General features: G+C 56.1%; 23 protein-coding genes. 8 read left to right on the top strand and 15 right to left on the bottom strand.

What is annotated here, in order from left to right:
• Positions 1-427: 427 nt before the first annotated feature.
• Positions 428-1828 (bottom strand): transposase, encoded by a 1401-nt coding sequence (locus VO84_RS05875; protein ID WP_058186373.1) that lies wholly within the window; start codon positions 1826-1828, stop codon positions 428-430.
• Positions 1829-2219: 391 nt separating this feature from the next.
• Positions 2220-2480, bottom strand: a complete 261-nt coding sequence (locus VO84_RS05865) for a hypothetical protein (protein ID WP_058186368.1) — start codon at positions 2478-2480, stop codon at positions 2220-2222.
• Positions 2481-2998: 518 nt separating this feature from the next.
• Here VO84_RS05865 and VO84_RS05860 point away from each other — a divergent pair.
• The gene (locus VO84_RS05860; RefSeq protein WP_082661752.1) at positions 2999-3334 is read left to right on the top strand and encodes a helicase-related protein; all 336 of its coding nucleotides are present in this window, start codon (positions 2999-3001) and stop codon (positions 3332-3334) included.
• Between the two features lie 160 nt (positions 3335-3494).
• Here the strand turns inward: VO84_RS05860 and VO84_RS05855 are convergent, their stop codons facing one another.
• Positions 3495-3725: a hypothetical protein gene (locus tag VO84_RS05855; protein WP_058186364.1), complete on the bottom strand. Its 231-nt coding sequence runs from the start codon at positions 3723-3725 to the stop codon at positions 3495-3497.
• A gap of 391 nt (positions 3726-4116) precedes the next feature.
• Here VO84_RS05855 and VO84_RS05850 point away from each other — a divergent pair, with 391 nt between their 5' ends.
• The 4 genes from VO84_RS05850 (at position 4117) to VO84_RS05835 (ending at position 5922) form a co-directional block, all read left to right on the top strand.
• Positions 4117-4317 carry a cold-shock protein gene (locus VO84_RS05850; protein WP_058186362.1) on the top strand — a complete coding sequence of 67 codons (201 nt, stop codon included), beginning with the start codon at positions 4117-4119 and terminating at the stop codon, positions 4315-4317.
• A gap of 304 nt (positions 4318-4621) precedes the next feature.
• Positions 4622-4972, top strand: a complete 351-nt coding sequence (locus VO84_RS22035; RefSeq protein WP_082661751.1) for a CxxC-x17-CxxC domain-containing protein — start codon at positions 4622-4624, stop codon at positions 4970-4972.
• A gap of 388 nt (positions 4973-5360) precedes the next feature.
• Complete coding sequence (locus tag VO84_RS05840; protein ID WP_058186358.1) at positions 5361-5561, top strand: cold-shock protein; 201 nt, start codon at positions 5361-5363, stop codon at positions 5559-5561.
• Positions 5562-5628: 67 nt separating this feature from the next.
• Positions 5629-5922: a hypothetical protein gene (locus VO84_RS05835; RefSeq protein WP_058186356.1), complete on the top strand. Its 294-nt coding sequence runs from the start codon at positions 5629-5631 to the stop codon at positions 5920-5922.
• A gap of 148 nt (positions 5923-6070) precedes the next feature.
• Here VO84_RS05835 and VO84_RS05830 read toward each other — a convergent pair whose 3' ends face one another.
• The 7 genes from VO84_RS05830 to VO84_RS05800 all read right to left on the bottom strand — a co-directional run bounded on the left by VO84_RS05830 (position 6071) and on the right by VO84_RS05800 (position 15072).
• Positions 6071-7153 carry a substrate-binding domain-containing protein gene (locus VO84_RS05830; protein ID WP_058186354.1) on the bottom strand — a complete coding sequence of 361 codons (1083 nt, stop codon included), beginning with the start codon at positions 7151-7153 and terminating at the stop codon, positions 6071-6073.
• A 110-nt stretch (positions 7154-7263) separates the two neighbouring features.
• A complete protein-coding gene (locus tag VO84_RS05825) occupies positions 7264-8661 on the bottom strand; it encodes a rhamnulokinase (protein WP_058186352.1) in 1398 nt (465 codons plus the stop codon).
• Positions 8658-10856, bottom strand: a complete 2199-nt coding sequence (locus VO84_RS05820; RefSeq protein ID WP_058186350.1) for a bifunctional rhamnulose-1-phosphate aldolase/short-chain dehydrogenase — start codon at positions 10854-10856, stop codon at positions 8658-8660. The genes VO84_RS05825 and VO84_RS05820 overlap by 4 nt, the downstream gene beginning before the upstream one ends.
• Positions 10857-10915: 59 nt before the next feature.
• On the bottom strand, positions 10916-12094 hold the full coding sequence (locus tag VO84_RS05815) for a TIM barrel protein (RefSeq protein ID WP_058186348.1): 1179 nt from the start codon (positions 12092-12094) through the stop codon (positions 10916-10918).
• A gap of 110 nt (positions 12095-12204) precedes the next feature.
• The gene (locus tag VO84_RS05810; RefSeq protein ID WP_058186347.1) at positions 12205-12843 is read right to left on the bottom strand and encodes a LutC/YkgG family protein; all 639 of its coding nucleotides are present in this window, start codon (positions 12841-12843) and stop codon (positions 12205-12207) included.
• Entirely contained in the window at positions 12840-14309 is a 1470-nt protein-coding gene (locus VO84_RS05805; protein WP_058186344.1) for a LutB/LldF family L-lactate oxidation iron-sulfur protein, read from the bottom strand. The genes VO84_RS05810 and VO84_RS05805 overlap by 4 nt, the downstream gene beginning before the upstream one ends.
• Before the next feature lie 10 nt (positions 14310-14319).
• Positions 14320-15072 (bottom strand): (Fe-S)-binding protein, encoded by a 753-nt coding sequence (locus VO84_RS05800; protein ID WP_058186342.1) that lies wholly within the window; start codon positions 15070-15072, stop codon positions 14320-14322.
• Positions 15073-15165: 93 nt separating this feature from the next.
• Here VO84_RS05800 and VO84_RS05795 point away from each other — a divergent pair, with 93 nt between their 5' ends.
• Positions 15166-16359 (top strand): L-rhamnose/proton symporter RhaT, encoded by a 1194-nt coding sequence (locus VO84_RS05795; protein WP_058186341.1) that lies wholly within the window; start codon positions 15166-15168, stop codon positions 16357-16359.
• Here VO84_RS05795 and VO84_RS05790 read toward each other — a convergent pair.
• On the bottom strand, positions 16356-17933 hold the full coding sequence (locus VO84_RS05790) for an MGH1-like glycoside hydrolase domain-containing protein (RefSeq protein ID WP_058186534.1): 1578 nt from the start codon (positions 17931-17933) through the stop codon (positions 16356-16358). The two genes, VO84_RS05795 and VO84_RS05790, sit on opposite strands and share 4 nt — an antisense overlap.
• Positions 17934-18140: 207 nt before the next feature.
• On the bottom strand, positions 18141-18521 hold the full coding sequence (locus VO84_RS05785) for a hypothetical protein (protein WP_157439742.1): 381 nt from the start codon (positions 18519-18521) through the stop codon (positions 18141-18143).
• A gap of 345 nt (positions 18522-18866) precedes the next feature.
• On the opposite strand from VO84_RS05785, the gene VO84_RS05780 reads away from it, so the two are divergent.
• Positions 18867-19739, top strand: a complete 873-nt coding sequence (locus tag VO84_RS05780; RefSeq protein WP_058186339.1) for a CPBP family intramembrane glutamic endopeptidase — start codon at positions 18867-18869, stop codon at positions 19737-19739.
• 492 nt (positions 19740-20231) lie between these two features.
• Here the strand turns inward: VO84_RS05780 and VO84_RS05775 are convergent, their stop codons facing one another.
• The gene (locus VO84_RS05775; protein ID WP_231737796.1) at positions 20232-20750 is read right to left on the bottom strand and encodes a nuclear transport factor 2 family protein; all 519 of its coding nucleotides are present in this window, start codon (positions 20748-20750) and stop codon (positions 20232-20234) included.
• Positions 20751-20967: 217 nt separating this feature from the next.
• Between VO84_RS05775 and VO84_RS05770 the strand changes: the two genes are divergently transcribed.
• Positions 20968-21735 carry a transporter gene (locus tag VO84_RS05770; protein WP_197413912.1) on the top strand — a complete coding sequence of 256 codons (768 nt, stop codon included), beginning with the start codon at positions 20968-20970 and terminating at the stop codon, positions 21733-21735.
• A gap of 171 nt (positions 21736-21906) precedes the next feature.
• On the opposite strand, the gene VO84_RS05765 is transcribed toward VO84_RS05770, so the two are convergent.
• Both VO84_RS05765 and VO84_RS22755 read right to left on the bottom strand, forming a co-directional pair.
• Positions 21907-23505: a glycoside hydrolase family 43 protein gene (locus VO84_RS05765; protein WP_058186337.1), complete on the bottom strand. Its 1599-nt coding sequence runs from the start codon at positions 23503-23505 to the stop codon at positions 21907-21909.
• A gap of 29 nt (positions 23506-23534) precedes the next feature.
• On the bottom strand, positions 23535-23771 hold the full coding sequence (locus VO84_RS22755; protein ID WP_197413911.1) for a hypothetical protein: 237 nt from the start codon (positions 23769-23771) through the stop codon (positions 23535-23537).

The raw sequence follows: 23771 nt of genomic DNA, 5'->3' as shown, positions 1-23771 counted from the left end.
ATCCTGTGAGCTCGCTTATGCATCCTTCAAAATATAATTCGGAAAGCAGCTCGTCTAGTTGCACCACCTCTGCCGGTTAATCCGTTCTCTGCACGAGAAAGATTGATCTGTAAGGCGAAAGCTGTGCTGAGTAGAAATCGTGCAGGCGAACTGCGTAGATTTCGGCCAGTTTCGATACCTCAGGTCCCGTAGGCAGAGGAAGCCAGGATGCATCGCCCCTTTCTTCCGAATGTGAATCTGCGCCTACCTAATTGGACACAAATGCTCGAATAGTTGCCCGCATCCGAAGAGCTTCGCTTCAGAGCCGCGCGAAGAGTGGCCTGAGTCTGCCGATGAGTGCATCGGCCTGTGGATCTTGAAAAAGTCGGTGCTGTTTTCGATTTCAGGGTTGAACTCTGCAGTTGATTTAGTCGGGATGGCCCTTACCCTATGAAGTGGCGGGAACCGGTGACATCGTTGGTCGGTTGAGGAATCGGACGAGCCGCTTGATGTTCTGGGCAGTGGCCGCCAGGAAGAACTGCTCTCGTATGAACTTCAACCTGCGGAGCCGGAGCCGATGGAGGCCGATGTTACTGTGGCTCTTCAGTTCTGCGAAGAGCGCCTCAACCTTCTTTCGCTGTCGCTGTGCCTGCGCGAACTCCGGTGTAGTTCGTAGATCTCGCGCTCGCTGTCGAGCTGTTTCGTTCATGTGGATTGCAAGATACCGGAACGGTCCAGTCGTGCACTGGGATCTCTGTTCGCATGGGCCGCACTTCTTACGGGTTCCGATGTAGCCGAAGGTGCGATTCCTCTCGTTGCGTCCACCGTAGTTCAGCAGCTTGCCTGCAGGGCAGATGTAGCTGTTGCTATCCGGCAGGTACGTGAAGGACTCCGGACCATACAAGAGACTTCTCGTTCGCCCGACAGCATCCCTGGTGGGCATGTATGGCTTGATCTCCCGGTCCATCAGCCACTGCAAAAATTGACCATTGCCATAGCTTGCATCGGCAGCGATGGACTGCGGCTTTCTTCCTTGCCATTGAGTGAAGCGAGCGATCATGTCCTCTGCGGCTCGGGACTCCTCACTCAAGCGAGCGCCTGTCGCTTGCACGCCCACCACGATACAGCTGTCGTTATCAATCAGATAATTGTTGTAATACCCCATACGAGCCGGTGTGTCGCCTTTGGTCGCATAGGTAGAGTCTGGATCAGTGGTGGACACCTTGTCCTGGTTATGCGTCGGCTCCTCGACTGGATTCAGGATCTCCAACTCAGCCAGGTACTCGCGCACCGTTCGGTTGACCTGCGCAGCTTCGGCCAACTGCTCTCGCGGAATACGGCTCTCCCTGGAAGCATTTGCCTCAACGAAGGTCCCATCGACCGATAGTTGATCTCGGCGCACCAGTCCGACTGAGAGGCATTGTGCTACAACCTCCTCGAACAACTGCTCGAACACCTTCGATTCCTGGAAACGCCCGTGCCGATTCTTCGAGAACGTGGAGTGATTTGGAATTTCTTGATCGAAACCGAGACCTGTGAACCAGCGCCAGGCAAGATGCATGCGCAGTTCCTCAACGAGCTTGCGTTCACTGCTGACGCCGTACAAATAACCGGTCAGTAAAATGCGCAACAAGAGCTCCGGATCGATGAATGGACGCCCAGTTTCGCTATAGCTGTCCTTAAGTCGATCGCGCACGAAACCGAAGTTGATGTGCTTATCCACTAACCGGAGCAGATGATTCTCCGGAACCTGATCTTCCAGCCGGAAGTAATAGAACAGCGATTCAGAGCGAGTATGCTGACCCATCATGAGCGTAAATCCTCCGACAAGGATGATCACCAAGAGCATGCTCGAACTATGCCGCCGATCACCTCACAATGCCATACGGATTTTATGAAATCAGCCGATTCGTACCGAGTTTTTCAACAGCCACGCCTGTTCGCACCAATTGAGCAGTGAACTTGCCGAAAACCCGACTTTCCGGGAACGAGAATCCCCGTTTAGCTCACTTGCTGTCTTCACACAAACCCTTTGGCGTCCAATCATGGATCATTGCGGTCGGAGGCCGCGATGATTGATGGAGGATGATCACGATCGAACTGCGCTTTTCGGTGCCAATAGCGGTAAGGTGCATCGATAATCCCATGGGAACGATTACGGCCGGGCCTCCTACTTGGCTGATCTGCATGCGACCATCCGAGGTCTCCAGGCATGTTCTGCCGCCCACCGCAAACCAGGCCTACGGGCCGGAGTGAGTGTGTGCGGGCGCCGTCATTTCGGGTGTGAAGTCCGCTTCCATAAACTGCGCCGAGTAGTTTTCTCCTGCGACGACCGGAAGAGGTCCAATTTCTGCAATGCGATCTCCGTGAGTCGATCTCCAGTTCTCGTCCTCGATAGTCATCAACCACACCCTGCCAAACGACTCGATAACCGTACCTCGCCGCCCCTTGTCTGCTTGCGCCGCGACGCGTGTAGGATACGCATCGAGATGCCAGAACATCTGTGGTTTTGTAAGTTGTTCCTCATAGCTGCCAGCCTCTCCGCGTAAGTCATTGAAAATACGTTGGACGTTGTTTTCTTAGCTGAAGGATTGATGAATCGAGCCCCATCTGATTAAGCCAATAGTCAATTCTTACTGCACATCCCAATTCAAGGCAATTAACGGGGAATCGATAAAGGCTTTCTCAATTGTCCAGTTCCTCGAGATGCCGTTGGCATTCTGTCGAGGAGGCCATTCCCAAGCAGTTCGGAGAGGTCACGGAGAGTGCGGAGCAAGCCCCGCGATGCTTTACGATGAACCGAAAAGATCCACTTCTTTTGAGGATATGAATGAGGATATTGCCTCGAATATGCGATATATCTCATTTATTTTCAACGATGGGACTCCCTGGGGGGCAACCAAATTAAATTCAGTAACTTACTAATCGTATCTCTCCTTCCCAAAAACAATGAAATTGTCTCGGATTCAGGAGCTGTTGGAGCATCTTCTAGGAACAAACGAGCGCAGCTTTATGGTCTATGTACAAAGGAAGAATGGAGCGGATCGCGCACGGTCGCCCCTTGCGGGCGGGATTCGCGGTGGTCCACATTTCATGTAGATTGGTCTGGTTTGCGGAGAGACGTCATCCCATGATGATGGCAATCAACGCCGTGACGCGGGGCGTTGATGTTGACGATGTTGCCCACGCGGTGAACTACGACGTGCCAAAGGAAGCAGGGGATTTTGCGCATCGCGTTGAGCAAGCAGGAGGGCCGCAATTCATGGCGCGACGTCAACCTTTTGCGGCTCCAGGCGAGCGCTTGCTCTTAAGAAGATGGAGCGCTCGCCATTTATACCCGGAAATATGCACCTAACTCAGCGTCAGTAGTAAGTGAGTGCCTTACTAGCGATGGGGCTCCTCACAAAATGGACCGGAGCCCGCGTTCGCGATATCGATAAACGATGGAGGTTGGAATCGTTAAGCTTCAAGCGCTTTTTTCGCTCAACGGCCCGATAGGGGTGCATCTATGGCCGTTAGGCGGCAGGCGAAATCAGCAGCACATCGATGGCCGGGGGCGGCGTAATCTCCGGCAGCTTTCCAAATACGCGCGTTCCGCTGGCGACTTCACTAAATACTCTATTGACAGTGTCTTCTGTTCGCGTCGAGCTGACATGTAACTTCCGCGCTGCCCGCATCGCTGTTGCGGCCAACAGAAAGCGATTCTCAATTTTCAGTCCGGCCTGATATACAAGTTCCGATCGCATTATTGCCTCAATTCCCGGTGATGGAGCGTTTGAAACAAAAGCCAGGCTGCCTCCGCAGCAGTCTGCGGCATGATCTCAAAATTCACTCTGTAGCAGGCAGATTCGGCGGATGTCGAGGAGGGCCGAGGATCGTTAGGGTATTGGAATTACCGATCTCTCCTTCGTTCAGCATACGCTACGGCAGCCGGTTTTCATAATTTGCCGCGGTTATCTACGGGCCGAGCCATGTATCTGGTAGTTAGGATTTGTTATCTCTCGCTTAAGAAAGGTGCTATGCTTACGGCTGGTCGTCGAATCCGACTTGGCGTTTTTGCCTGTTCTGCTTTTCGGCTTTACTCGCAAATGATTCCATCCTGAGTTCTGCGACACAGCAAGTAACAGAGGAACGGTCATGGAACACGGAACAGTGAAATGGTTTAACGACGCCAAGGGCTTCGGGTTCATCAGCCGCGCCAACGGCGAGGACGTATTCGTTCACCACACGGCCATCAAGAGCGAGGGATTCCGTACGCTCAAAGAGGGCCAGGCGGTCCAGTTCGATGTTGTAAAAGGACCTAAGGGTTGGCAGGCAGATAACGTCCAGATAGCCTAGCTTTAGCCAGTCACTGAAAAGGTGAGCTTGCCGCTGCACTGGTAAGCAAATCAGCCGATAGATGCGATCGCCATGGCGCACGCGCCCGATTAGTCTGGTATTTGCCCTAGGCTCAGATCAGGATCCTATCGTTGAGCTGTAGAGCTTGGTCTGCGGAAAACTATTCCCGTTCAGCGACATTGTGTGGCATTGCCATTGGATTCCCGGATGGGACATCGTCAACCCCCACCAGGTTATGTTCGTTAGCGAGCAATCCTGCGAAATGAAATACAGTACAGACCCAGTACGGACAAAGGGATTTTTTATGACTCAGGATACACAGCTAACTTGCTCCGATTGCGGGCAGGAGTTCACGTTTTCAAGCGAAGATCAGGCGTTTTTTCAGGAACGCGGTTACTCGGCCCCGAAGCGCTGTAAGACGTGCCGCCAGGCGAAGAAGAACGAACAGCAAGGCGGCAGCGCTGGTGGTGGCGGATACTACCGAAGTGAACCGCAGGGTACGACGGTTACGTGTTCCAGCTGCGGCAAGCAGACCACTGTGCCCTTTGAGCCGCGGGGCGACCGGCCGGTCTATTGCCAGGACTGCTATAAGTCCAAAAAGAAAGATAGCGGAAACCGGAGCGGTGGCGGTGGCGGACGCAGGTATAGCCGCTAACAGGTGAGGCATTCCATAGGAATGCCACCTGGGCCGGCTTTTCCGGCAGAAATATCGGAGCTGCCTCTCTGGCACTCTAAGTCGACTTATAGGGCGCTCTTCAACGCGAGAGCGCCCCACGTTTCTGGCAACTCTCCCGTGATATGGCCGGATTCGGAGTTGCTCAAAACATCCCTCAAATTACTGATTATGCATATCTTCTGCGGATGCAGAGCGCTTCCGGCTGTCAAATAAACATTCTCCCGCCGCTTTAAGGTTGCCTGGGGTGGTACACTGAGATAGATCGTGAATCCGATCTGGTCTTCGTTGCTTGTTCAGCTACTCTGCCTTACTCGCAATCAACTCCAAATTGAGTTCGGCGGTACATCTATTCAAAGGAACAAGTGCAATGGAACAGGGAACAGTTAAGTGGTTTAATGACGCGAAGGGATTCGGCTTTCTGAGCCGCCCCAACGGCGAAGATGTGTTTGTACACTTCTCGGCAATTCAGAGCGATGGCTTCAGGAGCTTGCAAGAAGGCCAGGCCGTGACGTTCACCGTCGTGAAGGGCCCCAAGGGCTTTCAGGCCGAAAACGTAAGAATCGCCTAAAATTTGAAACAGCGCATGCAAAGGGGCGGTCATTTAGACCGCCCCTTTGGTTCCGTGGAGGAAATCCATGAAGAAGCCTGCCCCGCAACGCGATAAATACTTTCTGCGAGATCTTCACCAGGAGATCGATCTGTATGATCGCAAACTCGCTTACCTCGACAACTACGGAGAGTTTGCCTCACCTGCAGATCGCAACGACGCTGCGGGAAAATTGCAGGCGAAAAGAGCTCCTCTTGAGAAGGCGGCCCTGGAACTCGCAGCATCGGGTATTGAATTCGAAGAAAAAGATCTCCCGCGATCTTTCCGCACAATGAATCTCGACCCCGGCAGCATGCGAAAGAATCTCACCTTGGTAAAGTGACCTGGCGCTTTCAGCTCTTCAGATGTTAGCGGATGTCCGGCTTTCCGGGGACAATCGCACCGCGACGAACAAGAGTCTTCCATACCTTCAGACAACAATTCTGCTCGCTGTGCGATTTGCATCCGGCTCCAGTCTCATGGGGTCGTCATCACCGCGCAACAGACGCTCGCGAAACCACCTTATGCGTGACGTAGTTGTATGGGGATACAGGCTGCCCCTTGAGCAGTTCCAGCGCCAGGTGCATCAAGCTCGGGCCATAAGTGGCTGGCTCATGTGAGACGGTCCCAATCATTGGGGAATCCGCGCGCGACATCTCGGTAACTGTATCTGCAATGCAATCCTGTCCAGCAATTGCCACATGCTGTGTGCGTCGCCTGTCGCGGACTGCTGCCACTGCTCCCAGTGCGCTGGTATCGGTGGCGGCAGCAATCAAAATGCATCTATCCTTCGGATGCGCGTCCAGAAATTCACCAATGGCTTTCCGGCTGGCTTCAAACTGTCCGCGTCCATCCATGCGGAGACACTGTTCCGGAGCAAGGGATGGAATCGCGGCGTGCACCGCTTCAAATGCGCCTGAAATGCGCCCCTGAACCAGGGTTCCGGCAGCCTGCAAATCTAGTCCCAGCATCCACGTCGCCGTATTCTTCCAGTACTCCGCAGCGTGTGCGCTCAGCAATTCACCCGCGTCCACTCCCGCGCGATAGTTGTCGACGCCGAAGAAGATCGCATTGGGATGTGGAATGTCGATGGCGATAAGAGGAATTCCGGCCGCCGCGACCCGATCGCCGATGACCGGAGCTACCTCATGCGCGACATTAAATTCAAATATCAGGTCTACGCCGCTGCGAATCAGCGCTTCAGCATTCTGCACCGCGGTGGGTCCATCGTAGTGGTTATCCAGAATAACTAGCTCTACCCCAACTGCCCGCGCCGCGTCGGAAAGGCTCAGCGTCACATCATTTGAAAAAGGCATTTCTACACTCTGGCCGGCAAAGCCAAAGCGCATCTTCCGTCGCCGCACCACGTGGCGATAGGTCCGATCCGGCGCCTGCACAATGTAGCCGCGATGCACCAGCGTTTTAAGCACGCGGAAGACAGTTGTCTTCGATACGCGAGTGCGCTGATGAATCGCCTCAAGCGATAACGGACGGTTTTCGTTCTGCAGGAGCTCCAGAATATCGAGCGCCTTGGACAATACGGGAATCAGGTACAGATTTTTCTTCTTCGGCAAAGCTGTAACTCCGGGAATGTTGCGTAGGATACAAAAGGCACCTGAATTTCCCTAATGAAAAATGAAATCACATCGCTTGTAGCGCAAGGAAGAGCATTCCGGCCACGTCATCAAGCCAATCTTGCGGCCCATTTTGCAATATTGTTCGCGGAGGTGTCGTCTTCTCCTGCGGCCAGTTGCACGGCAAAATTGCCAACCGTGGAACTCTCCATACTGCCGCGCTTCACCTCCAGCCCCGTTGCTTCCGCTGTGAGACGGTTTAGTAATTCATTCTGTGATCCACCTCCAACCATATAGATCTGCCGTAGCTTTTTGCCTGTAATATCTTCGAGAGCACGAAGTACCGAAGCATAGCGGCCGGCAAGCGAATCAAAAATCAATCTCGCCATCCCATGCATTTCATGTACAGGTCGCAGATGCCTTCGCTTGCGCTGTGCGTTAATTCGTGTCGGCATATCGCCAGGCAGCGTCAGGCTTGTATCTTCCACGTCGATCCACTCATCCGACCTAAATGATGAAGCTGAGTCGGCTTTCTGAATCATGTTTCCGACATCATCCGTGCCCCACGCAATCATGCACTGGCGCAGCAGCCACATCCCTGCAATTCCTTTATGAAATAGAGCCCGGCCCCCACCCGCGCCAAGATTTGTAAAATTCGCAACCGAAGCTTTCGCGCTGTTGCAGGGCGCATTAAGCACCGCCCCAATCAGCGACCACGTTCCAGAGCTGATATAAGCCCAATCATCTTCTACAGCCGGAATCCCCGCCACGGCACTTGCCGTGTCATGACAACATGGCGCGATCAGATGTGCGCCGTGCAGCTCAGCCACTTTGCCGCGGTAGATGCCAACCTTTGTGCCCGCTTCCACGATGCGCGGTGCGAGCGTTATATTCAACTCTGCTGCCGCAAAAATCTCTTCGCACCAACCGCCGTTCAATCCAATTAGTCCAGTGTGAGTGGCATTGGTTCTTTCTGCTACCGGTTCACCGCCCCAAAGATAGAGAAGATACTCAGGAAGGTTGAGCCATCGTGTTTGTCCTGCACCGACAAGCCGGTCCGCATAAAGCTGATATACGGTGTTGAGTGCCTGGATCTGAATGCCGGTAAGCTCCCGCAAGCGCTCAGCGGAAATTCTCTTGTGCAGCGCCTGCTGCGCCATTTCGCATCGCGGGTCGCGATAGCAGAATGGATCTTGAAGCGCCACGCCGTCGTCTGACAGGTGGGCATAATCCACTGCCCAACCATCCACAGCGATGGAACGCACACCCTCTTTCGCAATCGCGGCGCATTGCCGCAAACCTTCATCAACGCCATCTACGATGCGGTTGAGATTCCATCGCAGGCCATCCACGCGCTGTTCCGGGCCATTTGCGAATCGATGCACAACTTCGATCTGTCCAACGCCTTGCTTCCAACGCAATAAAGAAACACGGCAACTCTCCGCGCCAAGATCCACGGCAATAAGGGCGCGATGATCCTCAATCTCCGGCGCACCACGGCCGCTCACCGCAGATAGGCCTCCACCAGCCCACCGTCCACTGGAATCATGTGCCCTGTTGTCACCGGCGCTTTGGGGCCGGCCAGGAAGAGGATTGCTTCGGCGCAATCCCTGGGGTCAATTGGAATATGCGTCAACGTGCGCTTTGCATAATACGCAGCCAGCTTGTTACGAAGTTCGTCGTCGCTCTCCGTGTCCGCAAATTCAATTCCATATTTCGTGAGTGAGGCTTTTACACGATCACGTGGAAACATCGTCGATCCCTTAACCACTGTTGCCGGCGCAATGCCATTCACGCGCACTGGAGCCATGCCCACAGCCAGTTCCCGCACAAGATGGCTCAGCGCGGCCTTTGATACGTCATACGCTTCACTGCCGTGCTTGGCAACAACGGCATTCGCGGAGCTTGTCAGCACGATTGAGCCGCCGATACCTTGCGCTTTGAAAATCTTTGCGGCCTCATCGCACAGCTTATAGTTCGCCGTGACATTGATCTCCAGTGTTGACGCCCACATCGCATCAGTAATCAGACCATCTGTGGCAGACGGAAAGATCGCTGCGGTATTGATCAAGAGATCGAGGCCGCCAAAGGAATGAACTGTCGCTTCCAGAGCTGCCTGAATCGTTTCTCGCTTTGTAATATCAATCGCAACTGCTAACGCCATCTCTTTGCCGGCGATTTTTTGGCACTCTGCTGTCACCGTCTGAGCGCTTGCAAAATCGCGATCCGCTACCACCACGGCAGCTCCGTGCTGAGAGGCCAGAAGTGCAACTTCACGGCCAATCCCGCTTCCTGACCCAACCACCAGCGCCACGCGACGGCTCAATTCTTTTTCTGCGGGCTGCCTGCGAAGCTTCGCTTCTTCCAGCGCCCAGTACTCAATCCGAAATGCTTCGCTTGGCGGCAGCGCAATGTAATTTTCGCACTTACCGAATTGATCAGTGCTTGCAGCCGGGCCCGCCTGTGGCAAATCAGAGATTGCCACTTCTCCCGCAAGCGAGCCTGCTCCCTGCATCACATGAATCGCATTGGTATAGAACTCGCCTACAAGTCTTGCTTCCGTCCTGTTTTTGCCAAAAGTAAACATTCCAAGTCCCGGAATCAGAACCACAGCAGGGCTGGCATCGCGCAGTGCGGGAGAATCAGGAAGAGCGTGAGCTTTGTAATATTCACCGTATTCTTTTCTGTATTGCTCAAGTGCCGCTTCAATCAGTTCATGCAGTTCCTTTTCATCCCCCTTCGGATCCCACGGCACAAACATGGGACGAATCTTGGTGCGGATGAAATGGTCCGGGCAGCTTGTACCGAGATGTGCCAGCTCGCGCGCCAGGGTACTGTTCACAAAGGTCAGCACATCTTCCTGGTCCACGTAATTGCCAATCAACCGTTGTTTGAGGCTCATCGCTCCGCGCAAAACGGGAAAGAGCCCGGAGGCAATTTTCTTCCTGTCCTCACGAGCCGCATCTCTCGGTCCGCCGAAGTGCGGTTTGCCGCGCCGGATGTGATGCTTCTCGATGAACTGCCCAATCTGGTCGATCACCGTAATCGTGTTCAGATAACATTCGCGCTGCGTATCACCCCACGTAAAGATCCCATGTCCGCCGAGAACAATGCCGTCGCAATCCGGTGTCTCCGCCACGATGCGCTTCATCATCATGCCCAGCTCAAATCCCGGACGCTGCCACGGGAGCCACACTAACTTGTGACCAAATTCAGCGTTGAACTCCTCCATCCGCGTCTTGCCGTTTGCAGAAGCCGCCAGCGCAATTCCCCAATCCGGATGAAGGTGATCTACATGAGGAAATGGAAGGAAGCCATGAAGAGGTGTATCAATTGAAGCTACTACCGGATTTGCGCCGAAGGTACAGAGCGCATACAGCGCAACCATCTCGTCCTCGCGCTCCACACCTGGATAGATGCGTTCAATCGCCAGCAACCTATCCTGATACAGCGTTGCAAAGCCTTCGCGTTTGATGGAACCCAGATCCCCACCGCTGCCTTTGACCCACAGCACGTTCTTCTTCGTTTCGTCGACCGGATCGATCATCTCGATTTTGGAGCTGGTGTTCCCACCGCCAAAATTCGTAATACGCAGATCCGATCCAAGCAGATTCGATCGATAGCGCAGCAACTCTGGCTCATCCAGCGTAGCGGCCAGCTTCTCATCCCACTTGTCTTCCAGAAAACGCAGCGTTCCCGCCATCTCACACATCCATTCTGATTTTTGCTTTATTCGAAATTGCAAGTTCATGTAGCAAATCTCTATGCGTAGGTCGTTACCAGACCGGCATTTCGCGCCCCACGCTCACTCGCCGCATCTTCCACATATCCGCTGCGTGCCAGTTCGGCCAGCGGATCAGGCGGAAGGCCTTTCGATTCGCGCCACTCTCGCACCATTGGGCGTACATCCGTCCAGAAGCAATTACGAAAAAGCTCTTCTGCATTTACCAAATCACATTGATCCTGCAAAGCTGCAAGTTGTTCGTGATCTACCAGCGCGGCCCGCGCATATATCTCCTGGGCTGTCGCCACGGTCTGGACCATCGCTTCCATTTTCCCCTTGAGATTGTGGCTCTGGTCAATCATGAACGCGACGTCTGCCGCGGCTTTGGTCTGATCGCTCAAAATCTCATGAAAGATGCGGAAGACCTGGTATGGGTCGATCGAGCCGATCGTAAGATCGTCATCCGCATACTTCCTGTCGTTAAAGTGGAAGCCTCCCAGCATCTCCAGATGCAGAAGCCACGCCACGATCTGTTCAATATTCTGCCCTTGATAGTGATGCCCGGTGTCCACCAGTACCTTTGCCTGAGGGCCAGCTTTATAAGCCAGCGAGAGAGCCATTCCCCAGTCGCCAATATCCATGTGATAGAAGTGCGGCTCAAAGGGCTTGTATTCAATCAGCATCCGCTGCTGCGGCCGCAGTGCCCCATGAACCTCAGCCATTGCTGCCTCTGTCCACTCAATTCTCCGGCGCATGCTCTGCGTGCCTGGATAGTTCGATCCATCCGCATCCCAAATAGAAATATCCTTCGATCCCAACGCGGCAGCAATCTCAACAGACTTCAGCAGGTGCTCCAATGCCTGCCTGCGAATCTCCGCGCTGGGATTCGCAATCGATCCGAACTTGTAAATCTGATCCTGAAAGAGGTTCGGATTGATGGAGCCAGCCCTTACTCCGTACTTCGCTTCCAGCTTCTTTATCTCCGCTGTTTCCTTCACGCCCCCAGGTACATCCCACAGCACGTGCAGAGCAACCGTTGGCGCCGCGCCCGTGAGTCTGTTCACCTCGCCTGCATCGGCAAACTTTTCTTCCAGGCATGTTGCCGCTGCAGCCTGGATGAACTTTCCGAACCGCGTTCCGGTATTCGCAAATCCCCACGACGGCACTTCCATACGGAACGTATCGAGCGCGGCAAAGACACGGTCGTGTTGGTTCATCAGAAGTTCACCTCTGAAATTTCCTATCTATTGAAACATTTTTCCATCACGCCCGCAATCGGTCCCGCGAAAGGAGGGATTATTGCGGAGAAATTGCTCGTCTCGAGCAGCTATGCGCCGAGAATCACAATGTCCACAAATCGGGGTCCGTGCACACCCTTGATTCGTGTCATTTCAATATCTGCGGTGGCAGAAGGCCCGCTGAAAAGAGTTGTGGGAAGGTGCCGAGTAGCTTCCAGCAGCCGCATTCCCTCGACTACCGTCTCGACAACATCCTGTTCGCGCACCACGCAAAGGTGATAGTCCGGAACCAGCGAGATAGCTCTGCGGCCCTGTGCGTGAGCATTTTGCAGCACAATTGTGCCCGTCTCTGCAATCGCCAGCGTCGCAGCAGTCATTACCCCATCGAAACGATCCAGCTCGCGAGCATCCAAGTCTTCATCTGCCACAAATTCCGCTCCAGATTGCCACGCGCCAGGCAAATCTCCCGGAACCACAATCCGCTTCGCGCCCCTTCGCGCAAAAAGCTCCCTGCACAGCGCAGCAATTTCCGTTTCGCGCGCCCGATACACATGCGCGTCATATTCGATCAAGCGTTCAGTAAGCAGGCCGAGAATTTCTTCTCTGCTTAGCTTGGCCGCCTGCTGATATTGCCGCGTGATCTCCGCATAGCTTGCCGCCGCACTCTCAGCATCCCCGGAGCAGGCCTGACGAATCCGTGCAAGAATCTCCTCTCTCGCTGAACTCATGTGAGCCTGCTTTCCCACCACTCGCGGAAACTCTCCCGCGGAATGGCGCGAAGGTCGCGCGTCTGGGTCCATCCTCCAAAGATGCCCGGAAGCCATTTCACCCAACCAGATCCCGAATCCTGTCCCGTCGGCGCATCCTGCCCCACAATCGGCAGATCCCTGCGCGCAAGCGGCAGCTGCGCCATCCGCGCCAATCGCTGCGCCGCCCGAAACCGCCGCTCCGACCGAAAAACTGAAGCCATCGCCTTCATCGCTAAGGCTTCCGGCGCATACCAGCCCTTCTGCGCAACTACTTTGTTCCGCAGATGAATCAGCACCTCCGGAATATTGATCTTGACCGGGCAAACTTCATAGCACGCGCCGCACAGCGACGACGCATACGGAAGCGACTCGCCATGCTGCATTTCCATCAACTGCGGGGTCAGAATCGCACCAATTGGTCCGGCATACACACTTCCATACGCGTGGCCGCCCGTCTGCCGGTACACCGGGCAGGCATTCAGGCAGGCCGCGCAGCGAATGCATTGCAGCGTCTGCCGACCTTCGCTATCCGCCAGCACCGCCGTGCGCGCATTGTCGAGTAGCACCACATGCATGTTGCGCGGCCCATCGCCTGGCGTCACGCCACTCCAGATTGAGTTGTACGGATTCATGCGCTCGCCAGTAGCTGACCGCGCCAGCACCTGCAGAAACACCTCAAGATCGGCGAATCGCGGAATTACTTTTTCGATGCCAACGACAGAGATCAGCGTCTCCGGCAGCGTCAGGCACATGCGCCCATTGCCTTCACTCTCGACGATGCAAACTCCGCCAGTCTCGGCGATGAGGAAATTTGCGCCACTCACCGCCGTCTGCACACGCAGAAACTTCTCTCGCAAAAACTTCCGCGCTGCTTCAGCCAGGTCTGCCGGATTCTCGCCAAGCTCTGTCAGATGCATCTCGCGGAGAAATATCTCCCGAATCTGTGCGCGATTTTTATGCAGCGCCGGAACGACGATGTGCGAAGGCCGGTCGTGCCCGAGCTGAATAATCAGCTCCGCCAGGTCCGTTTCGTATGCATGGATTCCCGCCGCTTCCAGCGCGTCATTCAGATGAATCTCTTCCGTGGTCATCGACTTGATTTTGATGACCTCGTCTGCGCCCGCCTCTTTTGCAATTGCGACAACAATCTCCTGCGCCTCGCGGTCATTTCGTGCCCAATGCACATGGCCGCCCGCACGCGTAAAGTTGCGCTCAAACTCTTCCAGGTACACACGCAGGTGCTCCAACACATGCGCACGAATCTGCCGCGCGCTTTCCCGCAGCTCCTGCCAGTCTTTCTTTTCTTCCACCAGCTTGTGCCGCTTCGCCTGGATCGTGTCCGTTGCACGCCGCACGTTGGCGCGCAGCTGCGCATCCCGCAGTGACGCCTTTGCCGCTTTCGGAAACGACGGCGCAACGCGTGGATCGAGTTCAGTCTCACTCATCGTGCGCCTCTCACTTTGCCCTCGTGTCTTCGCCGGCCAGTATCTCTGCAATATGAATCGTTCCAACTCCTGCGCGCATTCTGTGCAAACCCCCACCCATGTGCATCAGGCAGGAGTTGTCGCACGCTGTGCATTCCTCTGCGCCGGTCTTCAGCACAGCCTGCAGCTTCTCCTCCAGCATCGCGCCGGAGACATCGGCATTCTTCACCGCAAAGGTTCCGCCAAACCCGCAGCACTGCTCCTTGCGCTCAATCTCCACCAACTCCAGTCCGCTAACGGCCTTCAGTAACTTCTCCGGTCCATCGCCCAGGCCAAGGTTGCGCAGCCCATGGCAGCTCGCGTGGTATGTCACGCGATGCGGGTAATACGCGCCAACATCCGTCAGCTCCAGCTTCTTTGTCAGGAACTCTGTAAACTCCCAGACGCGCGGCAACAGCGCGGCCACGCGCTCCACCAGCGTCTGATCACCGCCTTCACGCGCAATTCGCGCCGCCGCCAGTGGGTAGTGATCGCGCATCATCGCTACGCAGGAGGAAGACGGAACTACCACCGCCTCAGCATGTTCAAACTGTTCCACAAAGCGCGCCACAAGCGGCAGAGCCTCTTCTTCGTATCCGGTGTTCCAGTGCATCTGCCCGCAGCAGGTTTGCCCCGCAGGAAACTCCACGGTATGTCCCAGCCGTTCCAGAACCTGCACCACCGCCTTGCCCGTCTCCGGAAACAATGTGTCGTTATAGCAGGTGATAAATAGAGCTACGCGCAAGCCGTCTCTCCTTCAATACGGATTCTATTTCCCAAATGTAATCTCGGCTGGCTAGAATTCTCTTCACTAGAGATTCTTGCAGAGCGGAGCCGCATGGGAGCCAACCCGTTTCTTGGAGTGATCTATCACTGGATCGGCGGGTTTGCCTCCGCCACAAACTTTATTCCCTTTCGCGGCATCAAGCGGTGGTCCTGGGAGATCTACTGGATCATCCAGGGTTTTGCCGCATGGATCGTCGCACCGCTCGTCCTTTGCTCCATCTTTGTTCCGCATCCCTTCGCCATTCTCGCGCAAACGCCGCACAACGTCATCGCATGGACGATCTTCTGGGGCGTTCTCTGGGGCATGGGCGGCATCACCTTCGGTCTTTCCATTCGTTATCTCGGCCTGGCGCTCGGTTATGCCATTGCACTCGGTTTCTGTACGGCCTTTGGCACGTTGCTGCCGCCCATCGTTCATGGGCAGCTCGGAGCCATCGCGCATGAGCGCTCCGGCATGGTTGTGCTCGCTGGCGTAGGCGTTTGTCTCCTTGCCATTGTGGTCAATGGCGTCGCCGGATACTTCAAGGAACATGAGGTTTCGCGCGTGGAGCTATCGCAGGTAGGCGAACGTGACTTCAATCTCTGGCGTGGGCTGGCCGTGGCTGTCTTTGCCGGCATCATGAGCAGCTTCTTTGCCGTTGGTCTCGACGCGGGCAAGCCTATCGCCGATCTTACTCGCGTGCAACTCGTCGCCGCCGGACGACTGGAGCTATGGCAGAATCTGCCCGTTCTCATCGTTGTGCTTTGGGGAGGCTTTGCTAGCAACTTCATCTGGTCGGCAATTCTGATTCTCCGCAACCGCACCGGCGCGCAGTTCTTCGGCCAGCCGGGGCGAAATCCTTTGCGTTCGGCTAAGGACAGCGGCTATACCGTGGCGAATCTTGACCCTACCCATCTTGACCAATCTGACCCGGCGCTGCAAAAGCTCTCCGGGTCTACGCTTGTGGCGAACTATTTCTTCGCCGCGCTTGCAGGCGTGATCTGGTACTTTCAGTTCTTCTTCTACTCCATGGGACAGACCAAGATGGGCAAGCTCGACTTCTCCTCCTGGTCGCTTCACATGGCTTCCATCATTCTCTTCGCCACGCTCTGGGGCCTGGTGCTCAAGGAGTGGAAGGGAACCAGCGTGCGGACTAAATTGCTGGTCACCGCAGGTATTCTGCTGCTCATCGGGTCCACTGTCGTCGTGGGGGCGGGGAATTATCTTAAGACGCTGGAAGGCGCGCCGGTGCAGGCAACGAATTAATCCAGCACGCGAAGGGTGATCATTTGATCCGGCTTGATGGAGTAGACGTGAGCTTTACCATGAGGCGGTTGAAGCTGAACTGCGGATGACGTGCTTGAAATGCCCTGAAGGTTGAGAAGTACACCTTCGTGAGTGGTGAGCAGGCGGACCGTTCCGGTGGTGCTGTAGACGAGGCGATTGTTGAGGCGAAGCTCCGCTGTATTGCCAACGTATTTGATCTCTGCCGTGAGATCGGGCGACAGGCGCAGGAGGAATGCTGCATTGCTAACGATTGAGCCTGGCCTGATATTCCACTCCATGTAGTCGTCATCTAGCTGCCGCACACCGGCAAGCCGCCAGGTGAAGTCGAGGAAGACGAGTGCAGCGGGTGAATAGCCGGGTGAGCCGCTCTCAGTGAATTCGCCGGTCATGGGGTCCATCTGCTGGCGGAAGTCTGGTGCGCGGAGCAGTGCGGCTATCCACTGCTGCATCAGGTGTGCCAGGTCAGCAGGCTTGTTATAGTGCTCCATCCAGCGCGGGGCGCGGAGGGCTGTCAGCGCCTGCGATGCGCCGCCCCAGGAGTTGCGTGGGATGGGGCGGACGAAGGTCGGATCGTCGAGGGCTATTGAGGGCAACGGATACGGCGCCCAGAAGCTCTTTGGGTTGTGAATCTGGCGATCGTAAATGGTCTGGAACAGGGCTTCATCGACTACATGCTCACCGAGGACGCGGGTGAGGAGGTCGCCGCGGACGCGGACGAATTTGTTCTGTGCGTCGAGATCATAGAAGCACGTGGTGGCGGAATCGTAGAGGCGAGCAAGGATTGCCTTGCGGATGGATTCGGCTTCCTCAAGCCAGCGGGCGGACTCTGCACCCTTGCCGAGAGTTTGAGCCATGCTGGCAAGCGCCATGCGGCCACCGTAAACGGTGGCCGAGAGGTCGGGGCAGAGGCGCGGCAGGCTGGGGTTGGGCGGGCATTTGCGGGCGTCGTGGTCGGGGCAGGCGTTGGGCATTCCGGCCCAGCGCGGCGAGTTGTCGTGGCCTATGTCCCAGGTGCAGAAGCCTTCGCAGAGGCCGGTCTTGCGGGTGTCGCGGTACTTGCGGAGCCATGCATCCCAGCGGCTGCAGGCTTCATAGGCTGTGGAGAGCAGCTCTTCGTCCTGAGTTTGCTGAGCGAGTTCGAGGGCGGTGGCGGCGATGGGCACAACCATCTGGATCTGGCTGAGGCTAATGGCACCCGAGCGCATATTGCAGGGAATCTGGCCGTCTTCGCGCTGGAGCTTGAAGAAGGCCATGTGGTTGTTGCGGGCAATATCCCTGCGGATGAGCGAATAAACCAGCCCCTCCTGCGGGGCGCATTCGAGCCAGATGCCGCGATACTCGCTGCCCTCAATGAGAACTGGGCCGGGAACGCCGGTTAGCTCAACGGTGTTGGCTGCCAGCGTGTCGAGGGCGCTTTGGTAGCGAGCCTGATAGTGTGCGTCGCTGGTGGTGAAGGAGATGTCGGAATCGACGGGCGGAGCTTCTGCATGGCTGCTGCGCGGCAACAGTGCTGCTGCTGCCAGCGAACCGGTGACGAATTCGCGACGGTTCATGGTGAGGCGATTGTAGCTTGACTGGAGGTTGGGATGAAAAGGCACTGGGAGCGGTGCGGGAGGGGCAAGGTTCTGAGGCTTGCCCCTCGAATTTGTATCGCTTTTACATCGATGTTTTCAGGGGGTTTTTCTCTTGCAAATAACTGATTTAAATGATTGTTACATGCGATTTTGAATTGAATTTCGAGAGGGTGGGGGTGGGGGGTGTCAGGCAACTGCCTGCTCGGCGCTGGAGGCGGATTCCGGCTGGATGGGCTTTTTTGTCCTGCTTTCGGGCTGGGATTTTGCCGGAGTGCCGCAGGCCTGACGGGCTACCTGGGCGGCGTAGAGGAGGCGAGAAGCGTCGGTGTCCTTGATGGCTCCGATGAGAATGCCGCGGCTGACACAGGCGATGAAGTCCCGGATCGTCTGGTCGCTGTCGGGGTTAGGCATGGCGAGGCGATAGGCCTTATGGGCGGAGCGGGCGGCGGAGTATTCATCCTTGCTACTGGCAACCTGCCGGTCAAAGACCTCCTGCCAGGCATCGAGGCAATGCTGTACAGCGGGGTTGATGTCGGGTTGGTAGGGTTGGGGGAGGGTGATGGACATATGTGTCTCCTTGTGATCGATGTGCCCGGCGGCCAAAAATAAAACCGCCACCCCGGTGAGGATGGCGGTTCTTTTCCTGCTTATTTCTAGTGTGGCATAAAGCTACTTAATTATGTGCAAAGTGGGCGAAAAATCTTGGCCTTTAGAATCAGTGGGTTAGAAAATAGTTTTGGTTTTGCCTCTTGACAGGTTTTGCTGCGGGCGTGGCGAAGCCGGTCAAAATGGGGGCGAGTGACGAGAAGCCGACATATGAGGCCTGACTTCACGAAATAGCGAGGTAGAAGCCGTAAGCTAGAATTCCGACAACGACCTTAACTTGTGAGCGTATCTACAAGAAGAGCATTTATGAGAGTTCCGCAGCAGCGACCGTTATCGATCTTCCTGTTCTTTCTGTGTCTATTTAGCGGATGCACCTACGCCCTCGACATTCACAGCCATCGCTTAACGGCGACACTCGCGCAGTTCATTGTGTGGTGTCCTGGCGCCGCGGCACTGTGCACCTGCCTGCTGCTCCACATCCCTCTCGGAACCCTGGGCTGGAGTTGGCCGGCACGACGCTTTCTCAGGCTCGCGTATTTTCTGCCGCTGCTCTACGCCACGCCGGTGTACCTGCTCACCTGGATGGTCGTTCGCGGCGCCTTCACCCTCAAGAGCTTCGAAGCCTCGATGGTAGAGCCTTATGGATTGGCCCGCTGGCCCGCCTTCGGGACGTTCGGCGTGGCGCTGCCGCTGTTGTTTACCGTCGGCGTTGTCTTCGAAGCGGTGTGGTCGCTCGGCGAGGAACTTGGATGGCGCGGGTTCCTATTTCCCCGGCTGCATGAGCGGTTCGGCTTTCACGGGGCTTGTTTGATTTCTGGATTGATCTGGGCCGTGTGGCACGTTCCGGAGCTTCTTTGGACCGACTTCAGGCCGGACACGAAACCCATCTTCTTCCTCACCTGCTTCACGGTCATGGTGACTGCGAACGCCTACCTTATGGGCTACCTTCGAGTACGCTCGGGCAGCCTATGGCCCTGCGTTCTTCTGCACGCCACCCACAATGGGTTTATTCAGGGCCTCTTCGATCCGCTGACGGCGAATGTCGGTTGGGCAAAGTACATCAGCACAGAATTTGGGGTTGGATTAGCGGTCGCCATGGTCGTAGCAGCTACAGCCATTGTTTCGACTGGTCGTCCACATGAAGGCTTCTCCCTTGCCTCGACAGATGAGCCTCGATAGTTAGAGGGAATCAGCCCTGATAAACGCGCTTTTGGGAAGTTGGGTGAAGTGCTGGCGTGTATCTTCAACTTCGATACATGTTGAGCGCCGTTGCCGTGGTTGTGCGGGTGAAAAACAAAAGCAGATCCTTCGACTCACCACCCCCGAGCTCTGCCCCAAAGAGCAAAGACCGCTCTTTGGGGACCCCTGAAAAACGCTCGGGGCCCCTTTCGCTCAGGATGACACGGCTTTGGCGATGAGGCGAGTGACGGATGGCGCGTTGTGAGGGGAACGAGTCGCAGGTTGGGGAGAGTGCTGTCCCAGGTCTCAGAATCGAGACCTAGGGCACCCCGGCAAAGCTGATCAAATGGGGCGAGTGACGAGAAGCGGACTTAGGCGGACTAATCCAAGCTTCAGCATTCCGCCGGTATGGAATGGTGTTCGTGGAGGATGAGCCATTGGCCGTATCTTTTTTGGAATCCCATGGTCAGTTGCGCCACAGAGCATGGGGCGTCAGTGATGGCCATAGCTTACGACACGAGTCAGCTTCCAGGCGCCGTCCTTGAGTTGCCAAATGTGCAGGAATTGAGCCTCCCCTGCCGGCCACTCTGCCGCGCCGGGATCGAGAAAGCGAGTCATCCCTAGTTGCCTGGCGGCGGGAAACTCTTTCTCGTGACCGGGGTGATGAAAGCGATGAACCCCCAACTCAATCGCTCCGTAACCCTTGATCGGATAGACCTGCAAAGTCCCTGGTATGAGTTCGCGAATCATTGTTCCGCACGTATTGTTCTTGATGGTTTCAAGAAAGGACTGCCTGCCCAACATAAGGCCGCCTTGATCGTGGTAGAACTCGAGGTTTTCGTCGACCATCGCGGTCAATTTTTCATAGTCGCAATGATTTGCAGCATCAAATAACTGCGTATCGAGCGACTGCACCGTCTCGAACAGCCTGGACTGTTCGTTCTGAGCGAACGCTGCCATAGAAGCAGGGAACAGGATGAGAAGCAGTAGCTTCGCGGTCAAAAATCGCACAGAGAAGACTCCCTATCGTAGATCTTGACGGGGAATACGCATGTACAGCAGTTGGAGTTCAAGACACCACTTTGGTGTCCTTTCGAAGACTCCAAATTCTCGGACGAAGAGAATTGAGGATACACTGCACGAGGAATATCTTCAGCCGATGAGCGCGAACCTCAGGTTAATCATTGCGGTAATTTGCGTCTCGTGGACGTCGATTTGTTTTGGGCAGATGCCTTTTTATACCGACGACCCCGGTGTGACCGAAAACCGCGTCCTGCATTTTGAGTTCTTCAACGAGTACGACGGCCTGCAGTCGTCACAGTATCCCAATCTCAACCAGAACACGGCGAACTTCAAGCTGAACTATGGCCTTCCTCATAACCTGGAGTTGGACTTGGACGTGCCTTACATCAGCATCTATCGCACACGCGGATCGCAACAATCGGCCGGAATTGGGGACACCAACCTGGGCGTGAAATGGCATTTTCTGGACAGCGCCAAAGGCTCTTACAAGCCGGCGCTTGCCGCGTCGTTCTACATGGAGTTCCCAACTGGCGACGTGAAGCAGCAGCTGGGATCGGGGCTTAGCGACTACTGGCTGAACATGATTGCGCAGGAACCTCTGGGCGCCAACACAAGAGTTACGGCAAACTTTGGCTTTCTCTTTGCCGGCAACACCAGTACGGGCGTGATCGGCGTAGATACTGTCCGGGGTCACGTCTTCACCGGCGGCCTCTCTGTGGTGCATGACTTCACGGAGCGTCTCACGCTGGGCTGCGAGGCTTATGGCGGAATTGCCGATACGGGCGGGCTTGGACGAGACCAGCTGCAGTTCCTGACCGGCGGATCGTACCGTCTGCGCAACGGCTTGAGCGCGACCTTCGCTGTGCTGGGGGGCAGATATGAAGCAAGCCCATCGGTCGGCGGTCAAGTAGGATTTGCTGTCGACTTTCCACCGTTCGGCCATAAACACTCGCAATCCAGTGCGGGGCGGTGATTTGGCGGGCCTGAGGGACAGGTGCGGGAGTGCTATCCCAAGTCTCAGAATCGAGACTGGGCACCCGCCTGGTGGACGAACGAAAGACAGAAGCAGGTCCTTCCCTCCGCCTGAAGAACGGCTATGGTCAGGATGACGGGCGTTGGTGGGAATTGTGCTGTGATGGCTTGGCTACCAGGGGTTTGGGGCGGTTTGGGTGTAGTGGGCCCAGTCGAAGTCAATTGTGCCTGCGGTGGCTTCCGTTGTGTAAGCGAAGAGGGATGGGCGGGAGCCTTTCCACCAGCTGAAGTGGATGGGGGTTGGTGGGCCGAGGGACTGGAAGGCTTTGCCGTTGTCGAGAGAGTAGAAGTAAGTGGCTGTGTCGGCTTCTACGTGGATGCGGAGCTGGAGTGTGGGCTGGGTCAGCGCGGGGCCGGGGATAGTTGAGGCGGTGGGGCCGGTTTGGTGGAAGTACTGGAGATGTTTTTGAGTGGCATCGGCGATGATCTCCAGGCCGGAGGCGGAGGCTTCAAACATGGCGAGGCCGGCGTGGGTGCCGGGTTTGAGGGCTGAGATGTCGATGCGGGTGGTGAAGTCGAAGGCGTTGTCCTGCATGCATTGGGTGAGGGTGTTGTGCGCGGTGAGAAGACCTTCGGCTTGTGCGGGGATCAGGCGGAGGTAGCCGGGGCGTGCTGTGAGAGACCAGTGTGCGTTGTCGGGGTTGTGGTTCCATTCCCATTGCTGGCCTAGAGTATGGGTTGAGAATTCGTCGGATGTTTGCGGGCGGAGTGCGCGTGATGCTTCGGCGGGTTTGGGAGCGGTGCCGGAGGGGACGGGTTCGCCTGCTGCGCCGATGATGGGCCAGTCGTTCTGCCATGTGACGGGTTCGAGATGGACGATGCGGCCGTGTGCGCCTGCTGACTGGAAGTGCAGGAAGAAGCCCTGGCCTGATGGGGTTTCAATATAAGCGCCCTGATGCGGGCCGTTGATCTTTGTGCTGCCCTGGGCGAGGACTACGCGCTGCTCGTATGGGCCGTAGATCGAGTGCGAGCGGAGGACAGCCTGCTTGCCGGTGGTGACGCCGCCGAAGGGCGCGAAGATGTAATACCAGCCGTTGCGCTTGTAGAGCTTGGGGCCTTCGAGGGTGGGAAGGTTCTGATGATCGTCCACGATGACTTTGCCTTCGTCGAGGACGTGCAGTCCGTCAGGCGAGAGGTGATGCAGGATGAGCGGGCCTGCGCCTTTGCGCGAGTGGACGAGATATGCCTGGCCGTCGTCATCCCAGAAGGGGCATGGGTCTTCGAGGCCGGGCTGAGCTATGACTGCAGTGGGTTCCGTCCATGGGCCGGTGATGTTGTGCGCCGTGGTGACGAAGATGCCTTCCGTTGGAGTGGGGAAGTAGATGTAGAAGAGGCCATTATGGCGGCGGATGGCGGGAGCCCAGATTCCCATACCGTAGCGGTTGCCGCTCGGACCTGATCCCGTCAGGTTGTAGCGCGGGTCCATGTTGAGGCGCTGGACGGCGTGGGCGGCGATGGTCCAGTGGACGAGATCCGTTGAAGAAAGGATGGGGATGCCGGGGACGAAGTGGAAGGTGGAGGCGATGAGGTAGTAATGGCTGCCGTAGCGGATGGCGTCGGGGTCGGAGTAATCGGCGTAGAGGATGGGGTTGTTGTAGGGGGTTTGGGTGTGGACGAGTGTGGTGAAGAGGAGGAAGAGACAAGGGACAAGGGACAAGGCTGGTGCTTTGCTGCGCTTGGGATGACGCGGGGTGGGGTGATGGTGTGTCATTCCGAGCGAATCCTCCAAGAGCTTGTAGGTTAATGAGTCAGCGGGTTGTAGTTATCCCAGGTCTCAAAATCGAGACCTGGGGCACCCATCATTGTGGTGGAACGAACGAGAAGCAAAAGCAGGTCCTTCACTCCGCCTGAAAAACGGCTACGTTCAGGATGACGGCCCCGTTTTTTTATCCCGTGTTGTGGTGGAACGGACGAAAAGCAAAAACGGGTGGTTTGCTTTTGTGCTATCCCACTCATGGCGCGATGAAACTGCGCCAT

The organism is Occallatibacter gabretensis (assembly GCF_001449115.1).
Taxonomy (GTDB): domain Bacteria; phylum Acidobacteriota; class Terriglobia; order Terriglobales; family Acidobacteriaceae; genus Telmatobacter; species Telmatobacter gabretensis.
Note: the sequence above shows the minus strand (reverse complement) of the source record. Positions and strands in the feature narration are given on the sequence as shown.